The 25,715-nt window shown below is 40.6% G+C and carries 19 protein-coding genes; 12 read left to right on the forward strand and 7 right to left on the reverse strand.

Going from position 1 to position 25,715, the window contains the following annotated elements; translation table 11 throughout:
• Nucleotides 1–316 precede the first annotated feature (316 nt).
• Together JWQ54_RS25075 and JWQ54_RS25080 are read left to right on the forward strand one after the other, a co-directional pair.
• Nucleotides 317–3,307, forward strand: coding sequence for a SusC/RagA family TonB-linked outer membrane protein (locus JWQ54_RS25075; RefSeq protein WP_299590530.1), 2,991 nt, complete (start codon nucleotides 317–319; stop codon nucleotides 3,305–3,307).
• Between the two features lie 11 nt (nucleotides 3,308–3,318).
• Nucleotides 3,319–4,749, forward strand: coding sequence for a RagB/SusD family nutrient uptake outer membrane protein (locus tag JWQ54_RS25080; protein ID WP_299590531.1), 1,431 nt, complete (start codon nucleotides 3,319–3,321; stop codon nucleotides 4,747–4,749).
• Nucleotides 4,750–5,133: 384 nt separating this feature from the next.
• On the opposite strand, the gene JWQ54_RS25085 is transcribed toward JWQ54_RS25080, so the two are convergent.
• The 4 genes from JWQ54_RS25085 to JWQ54_RS25100 form a co-directional block, all read right to left on the reverse strand.
• Nucleotides 5,134–5,322, reverse strand: a complete 189-nt coding sequence (locus JWQ54_RS25085) for a hypothetical protein (RefSeq protein WP_299590532.1) — start codon at nucleotides 5,320–5,322, stop codon at nucleotides 5,134–5,136.
• A gap of 105 nt (nucleotides 5,323–5,427) precedes the next feature.
• Nucleotides 5,428–6,705, reverse strand: coding sequence for an FtsX-like permease family protein (locus JWQ54_RS25090; protein ID WP_299590534.1), 1,278 nt, complete (start codon nucleotides 6,703–6,705; stop codon nucleotides 5,428–5,430).
• 19 nt (nucleotides 6,706–6,724) lie between these two features.
• Complete coding sequence (locus JWQ54_RS25095; protein ID WP_299590536.1) at nucleotides 6,725–7,807, reverse strand: ABC transporter permease; 1,083 nt, start codon at nucleotides 7,805–7,807, stop codon at nucleotides 6,725–6,727.
• A gap of 305 nt (nucleotides 7,808–8,112) precedes the next feature.
• A complete protein-coding gene (locus tag JWQ54_RS25100) occupies nucleotides 8,113–8,313 on the reverse strand; it encodes a hypothetical protein (RefSeq protein ID WP_299590538.1) in 201 nt (66 codons plus the stop codon).
• A 371-nt stretch (nucleotides 8,314–8,684) separates the two neighbouring features.
• On the opposite strand from JWQ54_RS25100, the gene JWQ54_RS25105 reads away from it, so the two are divergent.
• From JWQ54_RS25105 to JWQ54_RS25125, 5 genes are all read left to right on the forward strand, one after another.
• The gene (locus JWQ54_RS25105) at nucleotides 8,685–8,978 is read left to right on the forward strand and encodes a nucleotidyltransferase domain-containing protein (RefSeq protein ID WP_299590540.1); all 294 of its coding nucleotides are present in this window, start codon (nucleotides 8,685–8,687) and stop codon (nucleotides 8,976–8,978) included.
• The gene (locus tag JWQ54_RS25110; protein ID WP_299590542.1) at nucleotides 8,968–9,315 is read left to right on the forward strand and encodes a DUF86 domain-containing protein; all 348 of its coding nucleotides are present in this window, start codon (nucleotides 8,968–8,970) and stop codon (nucleotides 9,313–9,315) included. Before JWQ54_RS25105 ends, JWQ54_RS25110 begins: the two co-directional genes overlap by 11 nt.
• Before the next feature lie 90 nt (nucleotides 9,316–9,405).
• On the forward strand, nucleotides 9,406–10,872 hold the full coding sequence (locus JWQ54_RS25115; protein ID WP_299590544.1) for an alpha/beta hydrolase-fold protein: 1,467 nt from the start codon (nucleotides 9,406–9,408) through the stop codon (nucleotides 10,870–10,872).
• A gap of 143 nt (nucleotides 10,873–11,015) precedes the next feature.
• Nucleotides 11,016–11,609 (forward strand): 2OG-Fe(II) oxygenase, encoded by a 594-nt coding sequence (locus JWQ54_RS25120; protein WP_299590546.1) that lies wholly within the window; start codon nucleotides 11,016–11,018, stop codon nucleotides 11,607–11,609.
• 162 nt (nucleotides 11,610–11,771) lie between these two features.
• Complete coding sequence (locus JWQ54_RS25125; protein ID WP_299590548.1) at nucleotides 11,772–13,361, forward strand: Na+/H+ antiporter; 1,590 nt, start codon at nucleotides 11,772–11,774, stop codon at nucleotides 13,359–13,361.
• A gap of 198 nt (nucleotides 13,362–13,559) precedes the next feature.
• Here the strand turns inward: JWQ54_RS25125 and JWQ54_RS25130 are convergent, their stop codons facing one another.
• Together JWQ54_RS25130 and JWQ54_RS25135 are read right to left on the reverse strand one after the other, a co-directional pair.
• Nucleotides 13,560–15,074, reverse strand: coding sequence for a PAS domain S-box protein (locus tag JWQ54_RS25130; protein WP_299590550.1), 1,515 nt, complete (start codon nucleotides 15,072–15,074; stop codon nucleotides 13,560–13,562).
• A 272-nt stretch (nucleotides 15,075–15,346) separates the two neighbouring features.
• The gene (locus JWQ54_RS25135) at nucleotides 15,347–16,900 is read right to left on the reverse strand and encodes a lipase maturation factor family protein (protein ID WP_299590551.1); all 1,554 of its coding nucleotides are present in this window, start codon (nucleotides 16,898–16,900) and stop codon (nucleotides 15,347–15,349) included.
• A 304-nt stretch (nucleotides 16,901–17,204) separates the two neighbouring features.
• Between JWQ54_RS25135 and JWQ54_RS25140 the strand changes: the two genes are divergently transcribed.
• The 5 genes from JWQ54_RS25140 (at nucleotide 17,205) to JWQ54_RS25160 (ending at nucleotide 25,368) form a co-directional block, all read left to right on the forward strand.
• Nucleotides 17,205–19,265: a hypothetical protein gene (locus tag JWQ54_RS25140; protein WP_299590553.1), complete on the forward strand. Its 2,061-nt coding sequence runs from the start codon at nucleotides 17,205–17,207 to the stop codon at nucleotides 19,263–19,265.
• Between the two features lie 11 nt (nucleotides 19,266–19,276).
• Nucleotides 19,277–20,674 (forward strand): hypothetical protein, encoded by a 1,398-nt coding sequence (locus JWQ54_RS25145; protein ID WP_299590554.1) that lies wholly within the window; start codon nucleotides 19,277–19,279, stop codon nucleotides 20,672–20,674.
• A 264-nt stretch (nucleotides 20,675–20,938) separates the two neighbouring features.
• Nucleotides 20,939–21,367, forward strand: a complete 429-nt coding sequence (locus JWQ54_RS25150) for an IPT/TIG domain-containing protein (RefSeq protein WP_299590555.1) — start codon at nucleotides 20,939–20,941, stop codon at nucleotides 21,365–21,367.
• A gap of 277 nt (nucleotides 21,368–21,644) precedes the next feature.
• Nucleotides 21,645–22,478, forward strand: a complete 834-nt coding sequence (locus JWQ54_RS25155) for a M57 family metalloprotease (protein WP_299590556.1) — start codon at nucleotides 21,645–21,647, stop codon at nucleotides 22,476–22,478.
• Nucleotides 22,479–22,560: 82 nt separating this feature from the next.
• The gene (locus JWQ54_RS25160) at nucleotides 22,561–25,368 is read left to right on the forward strand and encodes a S8 family peptidase (RefSeq protein ID WP_299590558.1); all 2,808 of its coding nucleotides are present in this window, start codon (nucleotides 22,561–22,563) and stop codon (nucleotides 25,366–25,368) included.
• A 34-nt stretch (nucleotides 25,369–25,402) separates the two neighbouring features.
• Here JWQ54_RS25160 and JWQ54_RS25165 read toward each other — a convergent pair whose 3' ends face one another.
• A complete protein-coding gene (locus JWQ54_RS25165) occupies nucleotides 25,403–25,687 on the reverse strand; it encodes a hypothetical protein (protein WP_299590560.1) in 285 nt (94 codons plus the stop codon).
• Nucleotides 25,688–25,715: the final 28 nt, after the last annotated feature.

A 25,715-nucleotide genomic window follows, 5' to 3' on the forward strand; every position in this document is an offset into this window, starting at 1 on the left:
GTAGTTTTAAAAAGCTGCCGGTTTTTTTGTGCCCTGATGTGTCAAAGTTATTAAAATGGTGATTGCTGCATATATGGGAGTGATTGCCGCATATCCGCCGAAAACGATTATGGTTAATATTACATATAAGCAACTGCCGCAGCCGGTAAGCGCTGTTATTTATTAATTATTAACACTACATAATGATGAAAAGCGCGCCTACATAGCATAACATCAATGCATTGTAAAAATAAATAAAGCTTACAGACCCACGCTAAGCTATTACAAAATACTTAAATAATATGAAAAAAAAATACTTGTCATATGCTTGCTCTTGTTGGCCGGGTTTTCCGTAGCAATAGCACAAAGCAAAAAAATTACCGGTAAAGTTACCGGCGACGATGGATTTCCGCTACCTGCAGTTTCTGTAAGGTTAGAAACAACTAACCAGGGTGTATTAACAAATAACGATGGCGATTATGAAATTACGGCCAGTCCCGGACAGGTGCTTTCATTTTCCTATATCGGGTACACAACTTTTAAATTAACAATTGGCGCAGACAATATCTATAATATAAAACTTGTAACCGATACCCATTTACTTACCGAGGTTGTTGTAAAGGACAGCTATGGGTCATTGGCTAAAAAAGCATATACCGGTGCAGCATCTGTTGTTAACGGGCGTCAAAACGAAAATAAGCCCTTTACATCGCCTATAGAGTCATTACAGGGTGAGGTTGCTGGCTTAAATATAACATCAAATTCGGGCCAACCAGGTGCTGATGTACAGGTGCGTTTGCGGGGCGTTGGATCAATAGGAGCCGGCTCAAACCCGCTTTATGTAATTGATGGAGCCATTATAAACTCGGGAGATCTGTCGTCCCTTACTACATCAACAAGCGTGCTTGCAGGGATTAATCAGGATGATATTGATAACATTACAGTGCTTAAAGATGCTGCGGCAACAGCCATTTATGGTTCGCGGGGCTCAAATGGTGTAATTGTAATAAACACCAAAAAAGGAAAGAACGGTAAAACCCAAATCCGTTTTGATACAGAAATAGGGCGTACAAACAACCTGCCCCAACGCGAAGACGGCAAGCCATTAACAGGGCCCCAGTTTAAAGAAATATTTATTGAGGGTTTGAAAAACTATGGATATGACGATGATGCAATTGCTTCCGTATCACAAAGTTATGGTTTGAATGGCCGCTATAACAACTGGTATGACATTGTAACCCGGAATGGCAGTCAGCAGCAATACAATTTATCAGTATCAGGCGGCAACGATAATACCCGCGTTTTTGCATCAGGCGGATATTTTAAACAAGAAGCCACTACTATAGGCTCAAAACTTAAAAGGATAAACGGCTTGCTGAATATTGATCATAACATCAGTAAACGTGTTACGCTTAACTTCAACATAAACGCGTCAAACATTATCCAAAATACACCAACAAATGGCGGAGCATTTGCTAACCCCGTTTTAGCGGCTTATTTTTTACGCCCATTCCAGCTGGCACGTAATGATGATGGCTCTGTTAATTCCAAAACTTCGGGTGCCACCAATTTCTCAAGTACATTTAACCCTTTGTGGCTGGTAGCCAATGATAGGAACCAGGCAAATATTACCAGGATACTGGGTACAGGCTCGGTGAAATGGAACATTTGGGACGAACTTAATTTTACCTCATTTGCCAGTATTGATTATGACGCTTTAGAGGAAAATATATACAATAACCCAATACAGGGGGATGGCGTATCAAGCGGCGGCACTGCCTATGATAACTATACCCGTTATTTTAATTTCATTACCCGCAACCAGCTGGACTATAAGTACAAAATTGGCGGCAGTGAAGATTTTACCATTAATGCAACAGTAGGGTATGAGGCACAAAAAAACCAGGCGTACTTTTTGGTAACCAATTCAAATGGCTTCCCGGTTTCACAGCCTACGCTTATTACGTCTATCAACGCATCAGTTCCAATCCAGGCGCAAGCCAGCTTTGGCAATTATACTTTTGATGCCATTTATTCAAGGGCCAGCATAAACTTTAAAAATAAATATGTGCTTAGCGCAACCTACAGGCGCGATGGTTCATCGGTATTTGGCAGCAGCAGCCGTTATGGCAATTTTTACTCAATAGGCGGTACCTGGAACTTAGATGAGGAAGATTTCTTCAGAAAACAGAATATTTTTTCTTCTACAAAGCTCCGCAGCTCGTACGGTACTACCGGTAATGCAAACTTCGGCAACAATAATTATTATTTTACCCAAACAACAGCTGCTTATGGTGCTAACTATGGCGGCGCCAACGGCCAAACCTTTAATAATATAGGTAATCCGAATTTAACCTGGGAATCGGCCCATAAGTTTGATGTTGGGATTGATTTTGGCTTTTTTGATGACCGTTTAACTTTCGATATTGACTATTACCGTAACAATATTGACAAACTTATCCAGGCTGTACCAATTTCATTAACAACCGGCTTCGCAACAATAACATCAAATGTTGGCGCCATGGTTAACAAAGGGTTTGAATTTGAAATAAAAGGCGTCCCCGTTAAAACAAAGGACTTTACCTGGAACACCAGCTTTAACATCGCCTTAAATAAAAATACAGTTACCAAATTATCTGACCATGCCCCATATATCAATAGTGTTTTCAGGGTAAATGAGGGCAGGGATTTTTACACCTATTATATGCGCCAATATGCCGGTGTCGACCCTGCCAATGGTGATGCTTTATGGTACACCGATGCATCTAAAAAAACTACCACCAACAATTATAGCGCTGCAGCCCGTGTAGAGGCTAAACAGGCAGATCCGAAAGGGTTTGGGGGTTTTAACAACACTTTTACCTATAAAGGCGTCACACTGTCGGTAGATGTGTACTATAATTTTGGCAATTACATTTTTGATAGTTTCTCTTACTACCTGGCTGATGGAACTTATCTGCCTAACAACAGGTACCAATATGTTTATACCCGCAGGTGGAAAACCCCGGGCCAGGTCACTGACGTTCCGAAAGTTGTGCTCGGCGGTACAAATGATGGCGAATCGTCAGATATATCAAGCAGGTTTTTATACAAGGGCGATTATGTACGCCTGAAAAACTTAACCATTGGGTATGATTTTAAAAACATCAATTATTTAAAAAAAGCAGGAATAACCAGGCTGTATTTGTATGGCCGCGGAACTAACCTGTTTACTAAAACCTATGACAAGCATATACCATTTGACCCCGAAGTAGGAGTAACCGGTATCAGCAACCTGGAAGTTCCACAGGTTAGAACATTCACGATAGGTTTAAATATTGGATTATAAAAAATAACAAAATGAAAAAACTATATATTTATTTGTCACTCGCAGCTTTAACTGCATTGGCATCCTGCAAAAAAGAATTCCTTAATCAAAGTCCGCCGGCGGCTATACCGGTAAGCGGAGCCATAAAAACGCCAACTGATTTAAATGAGGCGGTAAATGGTATGTATGCCACTATGAGCCGTACTAACTTCTTTGGGCGTGATATTCCTATTTTGGGCGACCTGCTGCCTGATAATATTTACATTAGCTATAACAATGCAGGCCGGTACCAGGCTGAAAACAATTACACATTTACCGCTACAAATGGCGAGGCCAACGACATTTACTCGCAAGGATATTATTCAATATTGCAGGCTAACCGTATTATTGCGGCCAATGTAGCTTCAAACGATGATGTGAAACAGCTTAAAGGGGAAGCTTATGCAGCAAGGGCCCTTTGCTACCTTGAGCTGGTTAACTTTTTTGCCAAACCTTATACTGTAGATCCTAATGCTGACGGTGTTCCAATCATAACAGTACCAACAAGCCCGGCCACTGCGTTTACAAAACCTGCCAGGGCAAAAGTATCTGATGTATATAATAAAATAATAAGTGATCTGGACAGTGCATTTATGCTGATGCCTGAAGCCGGGACGTCATTGCATAACACCAACTCCTATTACATAGCTAAGCATGCGGTTAAAGCTATTGAAGCCAGGGTATATTTGTATAAAGGCGATTATGCAAATGCTAAAACAGCGGCGCTTGATGTTGTTAATAATGGTGGATATACATTAACCAATGCTGATAACCTTGCTGCTTATTGGGCAAACCCAGCCGGCGTATCTAACTTAACAGAAACCATATTTGAGCTGGCCTTAACCACTGCAAACAACAATAACTTTGATGGTTTAGATTATTTCTATTCGCAGGATGGCTATGGGGATGCACTGGTTACGCAGGATCTGTACAGCAAATATGCAGCAACAGATGCACGTAAGGGTTTGATATACGAAGGCGATCACCTGGGCGACCCAGCATTGGTAAACAATAAATATAGCAATGTTACCAACCCGAGCGATAAGGATGATATTAAGATCATCCGGTATGCTGAAGTATTGCTTACACTTGCTGAAAGCTATGCCCGTACCACCGATAATATTAACGCCTTAATTTATCTCAACGAACTCGCAAAAAAACGTGATCCCGCATTTGCAGGGTACACTTCAACCGGTGCGCAGCTTATAACAGATATATTAAATGAACGAAGAAAGGAGCTTGCCTTTGAGGGCCTAAGATATTTTGATTTTACAAGGTTGAATTTGAATATAGTTCGCCCGCAGCAGGATGATTCAGCACCCTCAATAGAGCTGGTGCCTGTTGGTAATAACAAACGGATCTTACCAATTCCGCAGGCCGAAATAGATGCCAACTCAAACACAAAACAAAACCCCGGTTATTAACAAAAATTAGTAGCAATAGCAATGAATCAGGCTGATTATCAGTTTAATTCTGTTGTTTTATAAACAATGTTTTATAGGGTGATTTTCACACATTGCACTAATTGTCAATAGTTTATGTTTATAATACCAGATCGTTTGTCGTTAAACATTTGGTCAGTTAATAGTTAATAAAAAAGTCAGCTACGCGAGGTGGGTGACTTTTTGGTTTACAAAGCGCACTAGTGTCGTGTCAATCATGAATTGACGCTTAGTCTTGAGTCGAAAGTCTTGAGTTCTAAGCCAGAAAAAGACAAAATTTCACCTAAGACTTGCGACTTAAGACTGTTGACTTAACACGAGATCAATGTGTCAGTGTGAATTTTAACGAAACTTGATCACCAACTGCTAAACTCCGGGCAATTTTTTTAGCGCGACAGTTCGGGCAACTTTATTTTGATTGCAGCAGCATTTTTTAACCGGCACCGTTTTATGATCTGCATGATAAAACAGATCATATTTTGCCAACTGGCTACACCCCAAAAGTGAATGGGCAAGCAAGCCACCGGTTACTGTGATAAATATTAAAGCTTTCATGTCTAGTTGATTTAGTCTATATGACAACAATTATTAAAAATAATTACAGCAAATTGATAAATGGTGATTTTCGCATATTTATAAGCTTCAGAAGAATGTCATCGTCTATTCTGTTTTTAAACTCTTTATAGGGTTAGCCAATGCTGCTTTTATTGATTGGAAGCTTACCGTTATTAAGGTGATTGCTATTGCTCCCAAACCGGTTAAAATAAAGATCCAGCCTGATATGCTTGAACGGTAATCAAAATGCAGCAGCCAGTTGTGCATCAGGTACCAGCCGAGCGGGGTTGCGATCAACAATGAAACAGTCACCAGGCCAATAAAATCGGTGGATAGCATGCGCCAAAGATTAAATACCGAAGCACCTAATACTTTGCGTACACCAATTTCTTTTACCCGTTGTTCTGCCATAAACGAAGCCATACCAAATAGGCCAAGGCAACTGATTAGTATAGCCAGGCTGGCAAAAAATGCTGCCAGCTTACCCACACGCTGTTCATTACCGAATTTTTTGGCATACATTTGGTCAACAAAATTATACGTAAATGGTTGCTCAGCATTAAACCGCTTAAACACAGGCTCAATCCTTTCAATTGCCTGGCTTGCACTAATTTTAGGGTTTATTCTTAGCAATACTGTACTTCCCGCGCCCTTATTAAGGAAAAACACAGATGGCTTTACCTGCCCGTAAGGCGAATCAACAATAATATCTTTTATTACACCTACTATTTTGAATTGGTTGCCGTAATATTTTACGTAATCATTCACAGGGTTTTTAAGCCCCATAAATTTTACAGCAGCTTCGTTTATTACCACAGCTGAAGAATCGGAAAGAAACTCCCGGGAAAAATCACGACCACCTTTAAATTGCCAGCCGGCTGTTTTACCATACTCAGGCGATACGGCTGCTTGCTGAAAATCTACACTCAGGTTAGGGTCTTTATCTTTCCACTCAATGGCACTTGTACTGCCTGCTGACGAGGTAGGCGCTACATCACCTTCTGCTACTGACACAATAGCACCGGTTTTAAATAATTCATTTTTTACTGCTTCATAATTTTTATGAATATCCTGTGTGCCGATCGGAACAGATACCAACCCATCGCGGCTATAGCCTACAGGCCTGTCCTCAGCAAACTTTATCTGGCGGAAAACCACCACCGTACCAATGATCAGGGTGATTGAAACAGTAAACTGAACCACAACCAGCACCTTGCGCGGGATAGCGGCCAGTCGCCCAACCTTGAAGGAGCCTTTCAAAACCTTAACAGGCTGAAATGATGACAGGTAAAACGCAGGGTAGCTGCCTGCTATTAATCCGGTAAGCAAGCTAAAGCCAGCGCTCAGTATCCAAAATAATGGTGAACCCCATAAAATGCTCATCTTTTTATCGGCCACTTCATTAAAAAATGGTAAGCTTAATTGTACAAATAGCACAGCCACCAAAAAAGCAAGGGCCACACATAACAGCGATTCGCTGAAGAACTGGTAGATCAGCTGCCCGCAGTGAACCTATTGCCTTACGGATACCCACCTCTTTGGCACGTTTCTCAGACCGGGCAGTACTTAAATTCATAAAATTAATACAGGCCAGCAAAAGCACAAACACCCCGATGATACCAAACATCCAAACATATTGAATGCGGCCACCTGTGTTTTTGCCATCTTTAAACTCATCATATAAATGCCACCTGTTCATGGGCTGCAGAAAAAGTGCAGGTTTCTTTTTAGCAAGCATTGCGCTCACTTTATGCAATTTTAAATCCCTTATTTTTAAGGAAACTGCAGCCATGTTTGCATTATCAGCCATTTGCACAAATAAAGTGCAAAAATTAGGTCGCCATGGTTCGTTCATGGACTTTAGATCATTGGCATTATAAAACATTTCCCACGATCCGATAAAACCAAGGTCGGCAAAGGTTGAGTTCCGGGGCATATCGCTGTAAACACCAGCTACTTTTGCCACTATCTGGTTATCTATCTTTAAGGTTTTGTCTATAGGGTCGGCATCGCCAAAATAGGCTTTGGCAGTTGCAGCAGAGATCAGGATAGAGGTAGGATCTTTTAATCCGCTTTTATTGCCTTTCAGCATATTAAGGGTTAGCATTTCAGGGCCCGGTGCTTCCATAAAGCCCCCGGTGCGGGTTAATTTTTTATTATCAAGTGCTAATAAATGGTCGCCCATACCTACGGCCAATACTACATATTTAAAATCATTGCCATAGCTTTTGCGCAGTTCGGCAGCTAAAGGGTAGGGTACCTGTTCCCAGGTTTGCACCTCGCCGTTATTGGTTACGTTTTGCTTTACCTGGGCAATATGGTCGTAATTTTGAAACGATTTATCAAAAGACAGCTCGTCCCAGATCCAAAGACCGATCAATATAGCTACAGCCATACCAACCGATAACCCCACAATGTTAATAAAAGAGTGTACTTTGTTTTTGATAAGATTACGCCAGGCCGTTTTTAGATAGTTTTTAATCATGATATTACGCGTTTAATGCGTACGAATACCAAAATTCCGTGCCATTTTTGTAAGATATTGTTAATCAGTAATTTGTTATTGTGATTTATAAGGTTAATGTATCGTTTGCGGACGGTTGATTGTTCGGTTTTGAAAGAAAGGTGAATTTGTGAAACGCCTAATAACTTGATTTACAATTTATAAGCAGACTTAGGATTGAAACTGTTCGGTAATACACCCGCTTCAGATCTGGCGTGCCAGGTCTGAAAATGAGCCTATTTAGTGAAAGCAATAAGGGTGTTAAAAACAAATCCTGAATTACTTTCTTAAAAAGCTCCCGGCCCATGAAGACTACCGAATGGGAATTTATTAACCCTGCCATGTGAATGGTCACAAAAAGAATGGCGAAAATAAATTTTCTGAGTACAATTATGGTGGATTGGTACTTCTAAATGGTGGATTTGTACTTCTAATTTACTAGTTTCAGTCTCATCAGGCTGACAAACTACAATAGCTTTTTTCTTCATGATAACTTTCTCTTAATAAATGGTTTTAGGAATTGGTTATACTAAGTTACACACTAAATCACGCAATTCAAATAGCTTTTTTAATAAAAATTTACATTGTTGTGTTAAAGAGAACATACAATAGCCAGGAAGTAATATAGTTAATAAAATACTTCAATATAGTGTTTGTTATTGATTGTAAGAAAAAGAAGAATATAGGCTGTGAATGATCTTAATATTTATAAAATCATTAAAATCGACCCATAAATAAATGATTAATAGTTGTTTGGCATATTCAAACACTATATAATTATGAACAGTTTTTGGTGAACCTTTGGGAGTGCCGGTTTTGAAATCGATTTATTATTTTTGAATTAGCTATATTTGTTTAAATGAATCTTTCAACTCAACATATTGATAATATCCGAAGTTTTTTTTCTTGCCATCCGGTAAAGAAGGCATATATATTCGGCTCATATTCAAGAGATGAGGCCGATGAAAACAGTGATATTGATATATTGGTTGAATTGGATCACACTACACCTATAGGAATAAAGTTTTTTTCTTATAAAGACGAGCTCGAGCAGATTTTAAAGAAGAAAGTTGATTTAGTTAGCTATGAAGGTCTTTCAAAGTATATTAAACCCCTTATTGACAGAGATAAGATTTTAATATATGAAAGGTAGTTTAGGAGACAAAGTAAGATTAATGCATATTTTAGATGCAATAAATGAAATAGGAGTTTACCTTCATGATAATTCATATGAACAATTTTTAGAGAGTTCAGAGAAACGTTTTGCAACCATTAAACAAATTGAAATTATTGGAGAGGCCTGCAATGCTCTTACTGATGAATTAAAATCGGTAAATTTTTCAATTCCATGGAAAGCAATAATAGGTTTTAGAAATATATCGATACACGAATATTTTGGAATAAACCTGCATCTTGTTTGGGAAATAGCTAAAAATGATCTTCCTGATTTAAAACAAAAAATTCAAGGGATACTCACATCGCTATCGTAAGATATTGATCAAAATAAAAACACTTATCATTAAGACTTCACAGAATGTTTGCATAAATTTTTTATGATATTTGTCAAACCCAACACTACAATGAAAAAAATTCTATTCAGCATTTTACTGGTTTCCGCAATTGTTTTTAATGGATTTGCACAGCAGTTTGAAGTAAGCTATTCTCCATCAGCCTCCGGTGAAACCTTTACCGGGTATGTTATCCTGTATTTATCCAAAGAAAATAAAACACCTAAAAGCGGTATGGTAGGATTTGATTCTTCCCCTTGTTTTTCTGTGTACGTTAAAAATTTAAAACCTGGCACAACTGTTAAAATTGACGATAAGGCTGCCGGTTACCCCGTTGCCTTAACTGATATTGAACGCGGGCAATATTATTCGCAAATTGTATGGGATAAAAATATGGGAGGCCGTTCTATAGCCGAAAGCCCCGGTAATTTGTACAGCGATCCTATTAAAATAGATATCAACAAAAGCACAAAGACAGTTTATCACCTTGTTGCCGATAAGGTAATCCAGGCTCCTGAATTTAAAGAAACTGAGTTTGTAAAAGAACTAAAAGCACCCTCTGCGCTGCTTAGCAAGTTTCATGGAAAATCCATAACAGTTGATGCTGCGGTTATTCTTCCCAAAGAATATAATAAAGAGCCCAACAGAAAGTTTCCCGTTCTTTTCAAGGTTTCAGGTTATGGGGGAGATTATCATCGTTATTCCGGATCTGCTGTGCCAGGCAACCCCATTGACAGTGTGCCGATGATAGTGGTTTATCTAGATGGAAACTGCCCGTTAGGGCACAGCGTTTATGCAAATAGTGAAAATAATGGCCCATGGGGCGATGCTTTGACAACGGAGTTTATCCCTTTGCTCGAAAAGGAATACAGATGCAATGGCGCAAAATTATTAACAGGGCATAGCAGCGGAGGATGGACCGTGGCGTGGCTGCAAACACATTATCCAAAGGTTTTTGACGGATGCTGGTCAAGCTCACCTGACCCGGTTGATTTCAGAAACTTTCAAAAAATTAATATGTATGCCGATAAAAATATGTTTTATGGTAAAGACAGCACTTTAAACCTGGTTGCAACAGTTGCAGGATTTTTTCCATGGGCCACTATGAAAAATGTTTACAGGGCAGAGGAGGTGATCTATCGTGGGGAACAAATGCATTCTTTTAATGCTGTTTTTAGTAAAAAAGGGAGCGACGGATTGCCACAAAGTATTTGCAACAGCACCACAGGTGAAATTGATACTGCAGTTTTTTCACATTGGAAAAATTATGACATCTCCTTATACTTAAGGAATAATTGGGAACAAGTGAAGTCTGATCTTGATGGCAAACTGCGGATCTCTGTAGGCAAACAAGATAATTTTCTTTTAAACTATGCAGTTACGATGCTGGAAACTGAAATGAAAAAATTAAACTTAACGTTCCAGTTTGCCTATTACCCCGGCGATCATTTTACTGTATCATCACCAGAATATGTGAGGGATGGCAATCATTTTCTTAAACAGAAATATATGGAATGGCTGGCCAAATCTAACAAATAAGGAAAATAGCTGATAGCTAAAAAGTATTTTATTGGATCGCAGCGTAAATATTTTGTTTTAACCTTGGTTGATGATAGGCAAATATTATTCAGGCAGTGGATTAAAATCCCGGATAGCTAAAGTTTAATGCTACCTTCACCAAATTGGAACTCATATTTAACGAACTGATAGGTAGTTACCTTGCTGATCAGGTGGGTGTGGCGAAGGACTTTTTAAATAAGGCCCTCGCTGCTCATTTAACCCAAAACCTGCGTGACCTTTATCGGGGCCGGCAATTGATTTCTGCAGGAACGGGAAATGATCAAATTGTAAATCACGACAAATTGTTAAGGAGCGATAAGATCTATTGGCTCGACAGGCTCCATAAAGATCCTTATGAAAATGACTTTTTTGACTTAGTCGATCTTTTTGTAGCCTTTTTAAACCGTACTTGCTATGCCGGTATTACAGGTTATGAATTTCATTACGCCCTTTATGAAAAAGGAAGTTTTTACGGCAGGCACCTCGATCGTTTCAAGCATAATGGAAACAGGGCGTATTCAATGATAATGTATTTAAACAAAGATTGGGTAATAGCAGATGGCGGCGAACTGCGCATCTATCACCCTGATAGACTTCAGGATATTGAACCCCTAAATGGTAAAAGTATCTTTTTTAAAAGTGCTGAACTGGAACATGAGGTATTACCGGCAAATAAACCACGAATGAGTATTACCGGCTGGTTAAAAACAAATTAATAATTACCCGTTTAAACGGGCTTATCCGCATGTTTTAACTTGTTTAAGTTCATGATGGAAATCTGTTCAGACTTTTTACCTGCGCACATCAGCCTAAAAGTACCGATTTATATATTTTTCTGGTAATTTTATCACAGATGATGCCTCGTTAAATGATCCGTTATGCTGCACGATAATTTATTGCTGATACTATTCCTGTTGTTTGCTGTATCAATGCTGGCGCTGCTGAGCGAAAAGCTAAAAATATCATATCCTATATTCCTGGTGATAGCAGGTCTTATCATCAGCTTTATACCCGGCGTTCCAACTATAAAAATGGATCCGGATCTGATCTTTGTTATCTTCCTGCCACCTCTTTTATATTCAGCCGCATGGAATACTTCGTGGAGCGAGTTCTGGAGCTTAAAAAGGCCAATTAGCTTACTCGCCATTGGCCTTGTTATAATTACTGCTACCGCAGTAGCTTTTGTTTCGCATACACTGATCCCTGATTTTTCGCTGGCATTGGGCTTTTTGCTTGGCGGGGTTATTTCGCCGCCAGATGCTGTGGCTGCCGCATCTGTATTTCGTGATCTTAAAGTACCAAGGCGGGTAATTGCTGTTTTGGAGGGCGAAAGCCTGATCAATGATGCATCCAGCCTTATAGTGTTTCGCTTTGCACTAATAGCTTTGCTCACCGGTCAGTTTGTGTTTTGGGATGCGGCCACCAATTTTTTATTGGTAGTAATAATGGGTATTATCATTGGCGTAGCAATTGCAAATGTGGCCTACTTAATCCACCGGTTTTTACCGACAACCCCTAGTATTGATACGGCGCTTACCTTAATAACCCCATACTTGATGTATCTTACAGCAGAGCATTTTCATTATTCGGGCGTATTGTCGGTTGTAAGCGGTGGCTTATTTTTATCATTCCGTTCCTCTGATATTTTTGCCTATAACTCCCGTTTACAATCACTCACTGTATGGAACGTGATGATCTTTTTATTAAACGGAATTGTATTTATCCTTATTGGTTTACAATTGCAGGATATTATTAAAGGGATTGGAAACTACTCATTACCGCACACTATTATGTATGCAGTGGTCATTAGCCTGCTAACCATTGTTGTGCGCTTACTTTGGGTGTTTCCGGCAGCCTATATTCCAAGGTTAATTAACCCTGCAATAATAAGGAGAGAAGGCAAGCTGGGCTGGAAAACCGTGTTCATAATAGGATGGAGCGGCATGCGCGGTGTAGTTTCGCTGGCATCGGCCTTGGCAATACCATTAACCCTGGCTAACGGAACCGGCTTTCCGAACAGAAGCCTCATCTTATTTATCACTTTTGTAGTAATACTTTTTACTTTGATATTGCAGGGGCTTAGTCTTCCTTTTATACTTCGTTTAATGAAACTGGAAATTCATGAAAACACTGAGCAACAGGAAAATGAGATCAGGCTCAGGATGGCAACTGCTGTGATTAATTACATGGAAACTTCCTGTCCGAAAGAAATAGTGGAGATCCCCGTTTTTAGCCGGGTAAAGGAAAGATACGAACGCATGGTTGAAATTGCCGAAAGAAACATATCTGCTGATGGTGACATCGCACCTTCATTTTTAAAGACATACCGCCAGTTATTGCTTGAAATAATTAATATTAAAAGAAATGAGCTTAATAAAATGCATAAGGGCAAGCAATATGCCGATCATCTTATAAAAGCCAAAGAACGCGAACTGGATCTTGAAGAGGCAAGGACGAGAAAGACGTGAGGTTCTTACACTTTCATTAAATAAAAAACGACCATAAATTAAATGATTCATAATCGTTTTAGGGAGCCAGATGGATTCATTTAGAACCACAAGAGGCAACTTGGATTGATAAGGGTTTTCTTTTGAAATTTCAAGCACGATCTCACCGCCCAGTAAGTAAAAAGGGGATTGCATTTTGGTGAGATCTCCTTTTTTAGCTTATTCCCCGGGGTTCTGAGATGCCTTTTTAAATTCAATTGTAAATCTCATACCTTCTCCAGGTTTGCTGTAAGCATTGATTTGCCCGCCCATGGCTTCTACCTGATTTTTTACCAGGAACAATCCAATTCCACGGGCATCTTTGTTCCCATGAAAAGTTTTATACATGCCAAAGAGTTTATCGCCATGCAAATTCATATCTATCCCCAGTCCATTATCCTGAATAACCAGTATGACCTGGTCCTGAGACTGGCTAGCTTTTATGCTGATCTCCAACGGCTTTTCGGCATTACGGTATTTGATCCCATTAGTTAACAGATTAAGCAGGATGCTTTCCAGGTAAGCCTGATCGTATTCAATTTCAATCCCAGGGTCGACCTCAATAAAAAGACTGGCCGCGGCTAGTCTTAAGGATGCTGATAAGGCATCTGCCGCTTTGTGGATTTCCCTGTATAAGTTAAGGTGCTTCAGGCTTTGCCTGTAATTGGTATGTACATCCACTATCTCGTTCAAATGAACAAGCGTTTCCTGCAAGCTTGCTGCGCTTACTCCCAGCATACCAGTAAGGTCTTCCTTTTCAATAGGGTCGGTTTCCTGTGCGATCATATCTGAAAGTACCTGGATATTAGCGGTATGCGAGCGCAGGTTGTGAGATACAATGTGTGCAAAATTTAATAACCTGCTATTCTGGCCCCTGATGATTTCAAGTGTTTTTATACGCTCCAGTTCCATACTTTTCCGTTCATCAATTTCCGCCTGCAGCATTTCCAAATGATTTCTTCGCTCTGTGATATCCTTAATCTGTGATACAAAATATAAAGGCTTTCTCAACTGATCCCTAACCAACGTTACATTTAATGACACCCATATAATACTTCCATCTTTATGAAAATAACGCTTATCCATATTGTAAGCGGTGATCTTATCTTCCAGTAGCTGATACATTTGCTGCAAATCAATATCAAGGTCTTCCGGATGGGTGATATCCTGGAACGTCCGTTTTAAAAACTCCTGTTCTCCATAGCCGACTAGCTGACATAACGTTTTGTTCACCCGGATCCATTTACCTGAAGGTGAAACAAGGGCCATTCCGATTGGGGCATACTCAAACGCATGGTGGAACTGTTCTTCCCGTTCAGCAAGTTTACGCATTAAAATGATTTGTTCAGTAATGTCTTCTAAAGTGCCATAGAGTAATTCACATTTATCACCATTAAAGCCGGCGTCTATTCTTAATTTGACCCATTTGAGTTTCCCCCTGGCTGTAATTATTAGAAATTCACCAGTTTCTTGTTTGCCGGTTTTTATCACATTGTAAATCAGTCGTTTTATGGCAACTGCATCCTGGTAAAATGCTATTGATTTTTCAAGGGTTGTATTAAAATCATCAGTTACTTCATAAATTTCCCGAACTGTTGCATTCCAGTAGAGCTCGTCTGTCAATAGGTTCCTTTCCCAAACACCGAGAGATGCAAGTGACGTAACTTTCTGATAGAGTTCTGATTGGGTAGGCATAAATAAAATTAACTGAAAAATACAGTTGCTTATACGTTAAAAGCGAGCTTTTGGTTAACCATTACGGTTAATAGATTAAGTTAGTTTTTGGCCAGGCCTGAAGTTCCATAGCCGGGTTTGATGTTGAGGCACGTACCCCGCTTTTTAGATCCATACCCTTTACCAAAAATTTCGGCATGGTAGTAAGCATATCCTTGTTGTCGTTCAGCTTCCGTTACCTGAGTTGGGATGTTTCAGCCGAAAGAGCTGATACCTTCATTTTACTTGTCAATTTAGCGAATCCATCCTGCACTTTTTAGAAATGCGATCAGACGCGGGTCTTTAGCCGACATAACCGGAAGCCAGAGGCCCACCCGCTCGCGATTCCACCAAAGGCCTTTTGGATTGCCCGGCCTCGCAAACTTATAGCGATATAGAACCGCCCGGATATATTGCGGTGGCCTGGCAGTAAAGGGATTGCCAGCGAACAAACCTACAGCACCGGGATCATTATGAAGGAGTTTCCACACAAGGTTTAGCGTCCATGGATATTCATTTGGAGACGACATAGCAGCGAACCACATTTGCCAGTCTAAACGCAACTGGTAAGGGGCTATTTGTGGCGGCCGCTTGTCAAGTGACACAGGCAAACCTTTGTAGATGTAGGGTTTCCAGTTGGCTTTGTCGTCAGGCTTCCCGTCTGTCGTTCCTTCGAATACTACATTCAGGCGTTCCTGTCCCACAGTTCCGAATGCACCATAGGTATTTACGAGATCCAGGGGGTCAAATGAGGTGTTCATGATTTGGCCCGGAGATAATATATTAAGTGCAGGCTGAATGCTAAGGAGTGCAATAACACCGGTAACAACCCAGGCTGTGGTTAACATAGGTTTGGATGTTTCAGCGCGACCGGCAGCGGCATCGGCCTTACGAACGAGCCGGTTAGGAAGAAGCCTTGACCAGAAACCATCATCGAAACAAGCCAGAGCTGGGATAATGGTAAGCCAATTTAAAAAAGAGAGATTGCCACTGAGAATAATGGTGACCTGGAACAACACGATCATCGATCCGGCAATGTGACGAGCAATCCGCGGCCAGAATATGAACCACGGCGCCACAAGTTCGGCCAGAAAATTGAACCAGACTCCAATTTTCAGAGCTATACGCGGGAAAAAATGGAACCACCGGCTCAACGGACCGGGAATGGGCTGTGTTTCGAAATGGTAATAGAGGGCGGTGCCGTTACGCCATATTTTATCCCCGCGGAACTTGATCATTCCGGAGCCAAGCATGATCCGGAAGGTCAGCCACCGGAATAAAACGATGATTGGCAGGGGTGGTGCGCACCTTGGAAATGGACGCAGATCGAATAGCGGGCAGAGGAAGATAGCGAGAAAACCGGTTTCGGTAAGCTGGATCTCCCAACCGTATCCATACCAGTCTTGTCCGACGTGAACAAAGGACATATAGAGCAGCCAAAGAACAGTAAGCAGTAGCGCATCCGCGTAGCCTGCCATTACTACACAGGAAAGCAAGAATCCGACCCACGCCACAGTTAAAAGTGCGGTGTCTGAATGCCAGAGCCAAAAGAGTGACGGCAGTCGCACAAAGCCGGCTCCTGCTGATCCCAGTGCAGCGCTCACCTGCTTAAGATAAATCCCGATGGGAAGGAGCCCGTTAGAGCCGATCAAAGGAACGATCTGATTGATAACAACCAGGAAGGCTACAGCATAGACCACGCCCAGCAGGCGAAGAATGACAAAGCGGGTAAGCCAGTAGGTGGGAGGGGCGCCTGGCGCACGGAAAACTCCCCCGGATTCATTGTCCATTTTGTTTTTCAAGTCCATTCGCAATTCCTTACTTTAGGCACATCACCCCAATAACCATATTTGATATGGTTTGCAAAAATTGATCCGAAAAATCTGAAAAAGAAACAATAATAAAATTAAGGTTTTGGTAGCCAGTAGTCAGTTGGAGCCACTACCGATAGAACTCCACAAGGGTGTTACATTCAATTAATGGAATTTTAGATAAATTGTTTAATATATTGATAAATAGCTAATTATAGCTATTGTTCTAATGAATTGGTAAGTGTAATTTTATTAACCCAACTTAACCGAACTTATCCTGAAGCTGCTAAAACCACATCACATGAACGAAGAACCCGTCAAAATGAAACCCCAACCGGAGTATTCGCAACCCTTTTACCGCAAGCTGAGGGGTTATGCGTTTGATCCGTCCTTTTCTGCCACCCTGAACAAACGTCGGCTTAACGAGGTAACCTACAAAATAAAATGGGAACCAACCAGCCCCGGCCCTATTGGAGAGTATGTTGAGGTGATTGATTATGATCCCACAAAAAAATGCTTTTACAAACCTGTCACGCTGGATGCTCCCTTTGTACTGGCCGACCATGGACTTAACCTCTCAGACGGCGACCCCAGGTTTCACCAGCAGCAGGTTTATGCTGTGGTAATGAGTGTGATAAATCAGTTTGAAAAAGCGCTGGGCCGAAAGATCATCTGGTCTAAAGTGACGAAAAACGTTAAAGACCCTAACTCGGCTGAAGAGAAAAAATCCGATTATAGCAATCTGTTTATCCCCAGGCTAAGGATATACCCGCATGCCATGCGCCAGCAGAACGCCTATTACTCACCTGAAAAAAACGCACTTCTGTTCGGTTATTTTAAAGCTTCGGGTAATTGGGATGGCAATAACGTTCCCGGGGCCACGGTTTTTACCTGCTTATCTCCGGATATCGTAGCCCACGAAACCGCGCATGCCATTCTACACACTATTCACCCTTATTTAACCAAGGATACCAACCCGGATATGTTGGCCTTTCATGAGGGGTTTGCAGATATCATAGCCCTATTGCAGCGTTTTACCTTTAAGGCAGTTGTTGAAGATCAAATCAAAAGTTCGCGCGGTGACATGCTTTCTCCTGAGAACCTTCTGGGCGATCTGGCCATACAATTTGGCCAGGCCGTATCTGGCAACAGGCGGGCTCTGCGAAGCTTTTTGGTTGAAAAGGATGAACTTGGCAATTGGACAAACATGACGCCCGATCCAACGAAATTTCATACTGTTACCGAGCCGCACAGCCGTGGCGGCTTGCTGGTTGCTGCGGTTTTTGATGCTTTTACAAAATTGTACAAATTCAGAGTGGCAGACCTGATAAGACTGGCATCAAACGGAACCGGGGTATTAGCCCAGGGTGAAATTGACCCCGACCTGGTGAAGCGCCTATCCGAAGAAGCCTGCAATATCGCGGAAAAGCTAATGCTGATCTGTATACGGGCGCTCGACTATTGCCCACCGGTAGACCTGACATTTGGCGATTACCTGCGGGCCATAGTAACTGCCGATCTGCAATTTAACCCCGATGATGAAGAAGGCTTGCGCTATGCCATGCTCGAATCCTTCCGCAGCTGGGGCATTATCCCAGCAGAAGTGAACACCTTCTCAGTGGAATCATTAAAATGGAAAGCACCTGATGATCTGTTATATCAAATAGAGGGCAAGCATCAGGACAACCAGACAAATTTGGACAATCTTGTCAAAACGATCAAATTTGCATTTGATCCCAAATTTTCTGCCGAGTATAAAATGCCTTCCAACCCGAATTTCAACAGGGTACTTGGTTTCATTGAGCGGATCCTTCGTGAAAATGATCGCGAAGTGATCTTCAAACAATCACAGGACCTTGCCAAAATTGTCCATGAATTATTCGATGAACAAATAGAGATGTCGGCTGGCACAGAAGCCTTGCTGGGTATGAATTTTAAGGGCTGCACTTATACAGACCCGCAAGAGTCTGGAGACGCAATGGAAAAGCCATTGCAGTTAGTAGCACAACCAAGAAATATTTTCCAGGTATACAAATGCAGGCCCATGATAATGCCTGATCCGAAATCGGGAAACAGTATTAAGACGATGCTGATCATGTTCCTTCAAAAAGTTCATGTAAACCTTAAGGGCTCGCGGTACCAGGGATACTTTGAGGATAACCAATTTGCATTTCATGGGGGAGCATCCATTATTATCGATATGGCCAATTACGAGATCAGGTATACGATCAATAAAAGTGTCAATAGTTCAGAGCGCCTTTTCCGCCAGCTGGATTATGCAATAGCTAATCAACCAGATGAAGGTAATAATGCCCTGATGATGCAGGGCGACGAACCCTTTGCTGCATTACACATCCATTAAGCTTTCAAGCTATGTCAGTAACCGTTAACATACGCATGTACAACCAGAAGAATCTGGGCGACTGTTTTTTATTAAAATTCACCAATTCAAAAAATGAAGAAGCTTATTATTTGATAGATTTTGGTTCTTACACAAGTGGAAACGATAAAAGAGAAAAAGAAATTGCAGAAAATATTAAGGCCATCCTCGGCGATAAAAAACTAACCATTATAGTTACCCACCAGCATAAAGATCACCTGAGCGGGTTTGTGAGTGCGGGTGACATGCTAAAAAACAAAAATGCTGAAAGGGCATTATGGTTATCATTTCTGGATGATGAAAGCAGTGAGGAAGGGCAAATAATCAGATCGACAACAGAGAAATACTGGAAAAAAAGCAAAAAAGTGAATACTCTGCTTGAACAGAAATTTACTGGTGTACCCCTGGTAGATAATATGCTCAATCAGAAAAAAGTCTATGATCTTTTTGCCGAAGATCAAACAACCGGGAAGGCAATGACCAAGCTTCTGGAAATAGCACAGAACAATGTAACCTTCCTTACCCCCGGACAAAATTTCCCATTACCGGGACTAAGTGAGGGTGTAAATGTGTATGTGCTTGGCCCGCCTTATTCGAATGAACTGCTTACTAAAATGGATCCCACCAAAACCGAAGGTGTGGAAGGATTGAATGCCACTATGGAGATGGCAAACCTGGATATATCAGGCTCTCTAATGTTGGATGCGCTTGAAAATATGCCTGCAGGCAGCGAAAGCGGTACTGGCAAAATTTTCAGAGAAACGGACTTCCCGTTTAGCCGGAATTTTATTGATAATAATCCTGATAGCCGCCCGAAAAAGGAGTATTATGATCAGGCAAACGAATACCGGCAAATAGACCATGAATGGCTGAGCGAGATTGGCCGACTGGCTTTGCACATGGATAAGTTTACTAACAACACCAGCCTGGTACTGGCCTTTGAGTTGGTTGAATCAAAAAAAGTATTGCTTTTCGTAGGTGATGCCCAGATAGGCAACTGGCAAAGCTGGTTCAATGTTAAATTTATAGATTCAGCTGTAACCGGTAAGGACCTGTTATCGCGTACCATTCTATATAAAGCGGGCCATCATTCCAGCCATAACGCAACGCTTAAGCAGGGGCTTGATTTGATGAACGAAAAAGAGCTCATTATTATGGTACCGGTAGAAAAGGAATCGGCAAAACCATTTAAAATGCTGAAACCGGGAATGCTCACAGGCTACAACCGCAAAAGCCAGGGCAGGGTATTACGCTCAGATACGGTAGAGCAGGATGGCAATGATCTGGTAACTAAATATCCGTTTGTTACGCGAAATCAACTCCCAAACTTAACAATAACACCAGATAGTACCGGATCACACTTATCGATGGAACTTGAAATAAAAGGCTAAACTAAAATCACAATGACAGATCAAACCGAAACCACACAAAATGCTATAGCAGCCGGACTTCCTTAATAAAGCGCGAGAAATTATGGGCTGGTATTATATTGATATTTTTTACCAGCATTTCTTTACTTGCAATAATTGCCTATTGGCCTGACAGGGTGACAAAAGGTACCTGCATTGTTTACCAAAACAAAGTGTTCCATGTAACTCTGATTGATTCCACTTGCCCTGCGCCTAAAAAAGACACTGTTAAATCTAAGACTTCCGTTGAAAAAAAAATCCCGCTCACCGGAAGCCGTTAATTTAAATCGTATTATAGCTATAGCCGCTTTAACCGGACTGTTTACCGATATGGCCATGCTGAAACTAAAAGACATATTTGAGACAATCATTAAACCTAACGCCGATACGACGGTTAAGCCGGGCCAGGTAATGGAAATTGACATTATGAATATAAAGCCTGGTAAAATAAATGTGAACCAGCCCAATGAAATCACCATACCGGGTAAAAACCTGGATGCCGGTAAACTGATCATAAAAATTAACGATAAGGAAATTACCGGTGCTGCAGTCACATCTACACAGATTAAATTTACCTACCAGATTGCGGATGAGGACAAAAGTAAAACCGAATTTAAACTTGTTATTACCGATAAGGACGGTAAGGAATTGACAAACCTGAAAATGAGTGTTTAAGCTTTTTATGTCTTACTTGCGGAGACGACCTGTTATTTATTTTTGATTGAAGAATTAAACATCGGTTATTGTTACCGATTATAATAATGGTAAAATGTAAGCTTAAACAATGTTTTTAGAAATCTTTTAATTTTCATTATAATTAATTTTTATTCCTTTTTTATTTTACTTTCCAATTTTTTTCTTATTTGTTAATTTTTCTATAACTTTAAATTTATAGTACAATACTATAAAAGCTGGGCCAGTCTAAGATTTATTAACAATTAACTTTATTCACATGAAAAGAAAATTTTTACTAAGAATCTGTTTATCGGTAGTAGCATTGTCTGCTGTCTTGTCTGCTTGTCAAAAAAACAGCAATTCAACACAGGTAACTCCGGTAGTAAAAAGTGAAGTATCTGCTGAAGTGCTTCAAAACATTAAAGATCTGGGATTTAGTACAAGCGAGGTACACAAGGTTAATGATGGTTACCTGGTAGAAGGTGATATTTTATTAACCGAAGAAAATTTTGCTGAGGCCAGCACTTCTCCAAATTTAAGGATAGCTGAAACTGAGCAATACCGAACCACCAACCTTGTAAAAAGTTTACCAAGAACAATTACCATTTCTGTTTCAAACCTGCCCACTGTATATGCAACTGCTACCGCAAATGCAGTTGCCCGTTACAATGCACTAAGTTTATTAATTAAGTTTCAAATAGTAAGCAGCAGTGGGAATATACAGGTAGTAGGCTTTAACCAGGGCCCAAGCGGTGGTTACATTACTTTAGGTTCGTCTGGCTTCCCTACTAAACAAGGTAATCCTTACAAGCAAATTCAAATGAACACTAATGCAGCGGCTTATGGCTCCAATCCGGATGTGAATTATATAACATCTGTTTTACAGCATGAGATTGGCCATTGCATCGGCTTCCGTCACACTGATTATTTTGATCGTTCTTACAGCTGTGGCGGTGCCGCATCTAACGAGGGTGCTTCAAATATTGGTGCTATATTGATACCAGGTACCCCATCAACAGCTGATGCAAACTCATGGATGCTGGCTTGCTCAAACGGGACTGATCGTACATTTAATACCAATGATAAGATTGCCCTTAATTACTTATATTAAAACTGCCATTGCTTTTATAGTATAAATATTAATTTTACCTTAAAGGGGGGCACAACGCCCCCCTTTATTTTTGTAAACCGATATGACCAAAAAGAGTATTTGCCTGGTAATGCTTGTTTTTTGCTTCAATTTTTGCCGGGCGCAAATAACCCGTGCTGAAAAATCTATTTTTGAAGTTTATGCGGCTAAGCAGGGCGGATTGCTTAAACAGCGGGATACCTTACATTATTACCTGGTTAAATTTGATAAACCTGTATTTGCAGAAATGAAGAACCTGCATCTGTTAAAAAGAATTTCCTATAATTATTACATCGTATTATCAACAAAAGATATCTATCCTGACAGAAATATTATCAGTGCAACCCCTGCCAACGCCTTATGGAAAGCAACTGATGACCTGGCTCAGGCAGGCAGAAACCATCCTAACAGGATGAAATCAATCAATCTTGTGCTTAAGCATCCAAACGAGGCTTTAATTAATAATATAAAGAAACTTGCAATAGTCACCAGGAGAAATGGCAATATCCTTACTGTAAAAATCCAGGTTAAAAATTTAAATGAGCTATTACAATATAACCAGGTAGTATTTGCAAGTCCTATCCGCAAAGCTCATGAAGAACTGGTTATAAATGATATCGACCTCGGCGCAAACAATATTTCATCAATAAATGATAATTATCCCGGAATAAACGGAAATGGTATTAATGTAAGCATTAAAGAAGAAAGCTATGATGAGACAGACATCGACCTGTTGGGCCGTTCTTTTGAATCAGCGCCAAAATCTTCCAATAATTCTACACATGCTACTATTATGGCTACTTTGATAGGCGGTAACGGAAACTCATTTATAAACGGCCTTGGCGTTGCGCCTTCTGTAAAATTTACCTCGTCAAATTTCGCCCGTTTATTGCCTGATAGTATTTTATTTTTTACAAATAACCAGGTAAGCGTTCAAAATCATTCATATGGTACGGGGATCGAAAACTATTATGGCATCGAAGCTGAAGCTTACGACAAGCAGGTGTTTGAGAACGATTCCCTTATGCATGTTTTTTCTTCCGGAAACATCGGCACCACAACTCCCACAACCGGTTTATATAATGGAATTGCCAATAGCGCAAATCTTTCAGGCACTTTTAAGCAGGCTAAAAATGTTTTGGTTATTGGTGGTACAAACCGGGCAGGTATAGTTGAAGACTTAAGCTCTGCCGGCCCTGCATATGATGGAAGGGTTAAGCCAGAATTGGTGGCAGATGGCGAAGATGGCACGTCGGGCGCAGCGGCACTAACATCAGGAACTGTAGTACTGATGCAGCAGGCATACAAAAAAAAGTATAATAAGCTTCCTTCGGCGGCGCTTATAAAATGTGTTTTAATAAATTCTGCCGACGATATCGGCTTACCGGCTGTTGATCATAAAACAGGCTATGGCAAGTTAAATGCACTTGAGGCATTAAGGACTATTAGCGATTCCCGATTTTATACCGGCACTGTAAATAACCAGCAGGTAGCCAAATTTCAAATTTCCGTACCTTCAAATTGCAGCCAGTTTAAGGTTTCATTAGCATGGAACGATCCCCCGGCTGCCCTCAATGCCCCATCTGCTTTAATTAATGATCTGGATCTGTACATCAGCACACCTGGCAATAAAACTATATTACCATGGACATTAAGCAGCTTTCCAAATGCCGATTCATTACTTAAACCTGCTATCAGGCAACGCGATACCCTTAACAATACAGAGCAGGTAAGCATTCAAAGTCCGTCACCGGGTATTTACACTATTTATGTAACCGGCAGGCGGGTTACAATTGGCCCGCAGGTTTTTTATGTAGCCTATCAATCTAAATTGGTCAACCAGTTTGAATGGATGTTGCCAACAGGCAATAAAGTTTTTGCTGCAGATGATAATTATTTGCGGTGGCAAAGCTCTTATAACACCCTGACAGGGAAATTAAGCGTGAGTTATGATCATGGAACTAACTGGAAGCAAATAACCAATGTAAACATGGCCGATGGTTATTATAAATGGACAGCACCGGATGTATTTACCAGTGCAATGCTCAAAATGGATATTAATGGACAGGGGTATATCAGCAAAGAATTTGTAATATCCAAGCCATTAACACTAAATGTAGGATATAATTGTACCGACGGCACACTGCTTCACTGGAATTTGCAGCCTGGTGCTACCGGGTATGTTATTTACACAATTAAAGATAACTTGTTGCAGCAGCTAACCACTGTCACTGATACAGCCGTTATTATACCGGCCTCAATGCAATCATCAAAGTATTTTGCAGTAAGCGCCCTTGGCAATAATTTTGAGGGTATAAAGGGCCGCACAATTGATGCTACATTACAGGGAGTAGGGTGTTATGTAAAGGCCCTGCTGGCCAATGTTACCGATGTCAATAATATAACTCTTACACTTTCATTAGGCAGTGTTTTGAATTTAAAGACAATTACATGGGAAAAACGTATTGCCGCTGATGTTTATACTGCTATAGGTACAACAGAGATTATTCAAAATAACCTTATTTATGATTTTATTGATACAAATCCTCAAAAAGGACTAAACTTTTACAGGGCTAAACTGATCGCATTCAATGATAAAGTTATTTACTCAGACCCGGCAAGCGCTGTTTTTTTACAAAGCAATCAGTTTACCTTATACCCAAATCCTGTAAGCAACCAGTTAAATATTTTAAGTGGAGAACTAAAAAATTATGAGTTAAAACTGTATGATGTTACAGGGAGGCTAAGCTTAAAAACAACATTTAATGGCTTGCAAAATGTTATTCCTATCAGCTTAACACCAGGGGTGTATCTATTTACAATAGATTTTAACGGTAAAATACTTTATAACGGTAAAATTATTAAGATATAATTCTTTGGGGTGCAAAAGCTCTCCCGGCGTAGATTTATTCCGGCTTAAATTGTGGATGTTTTACAATTTGTGCAGCTATACTGGATAGGTCCTGCCCGGTGAAAGCGCCGGGCCCGTCAAATTCGAAACGATGTTCGCCGTGCACCGTAATCGTACCTAGTAACCCATCTGGAGGCAGATCCACTGACCGGGATTGTTCATAATCGATCCAGTCTTCCGCCTTATCCACGGCATAGATTTTAAAAGTATTAGCTTTTTTCTGTGGTTCAAATTTTAATAAGCGCTGGCCCTGGCCAACCGGTATTTCAAAAGTTTTCATTTCGGGAAGTTGTTGTAATTAAGAACAT

The sequence above is a fragment of the Mucilaginibacter sp. genome (assembly GCF_028288225.1).
In the GTDB taxonomy this organism is placed as follows: domain Bacteria; phylum Bacteroidota; class Bacteroidia; order Sphingobacteriales; family Sphingobacteriaceae; genus Mucilaginibacter.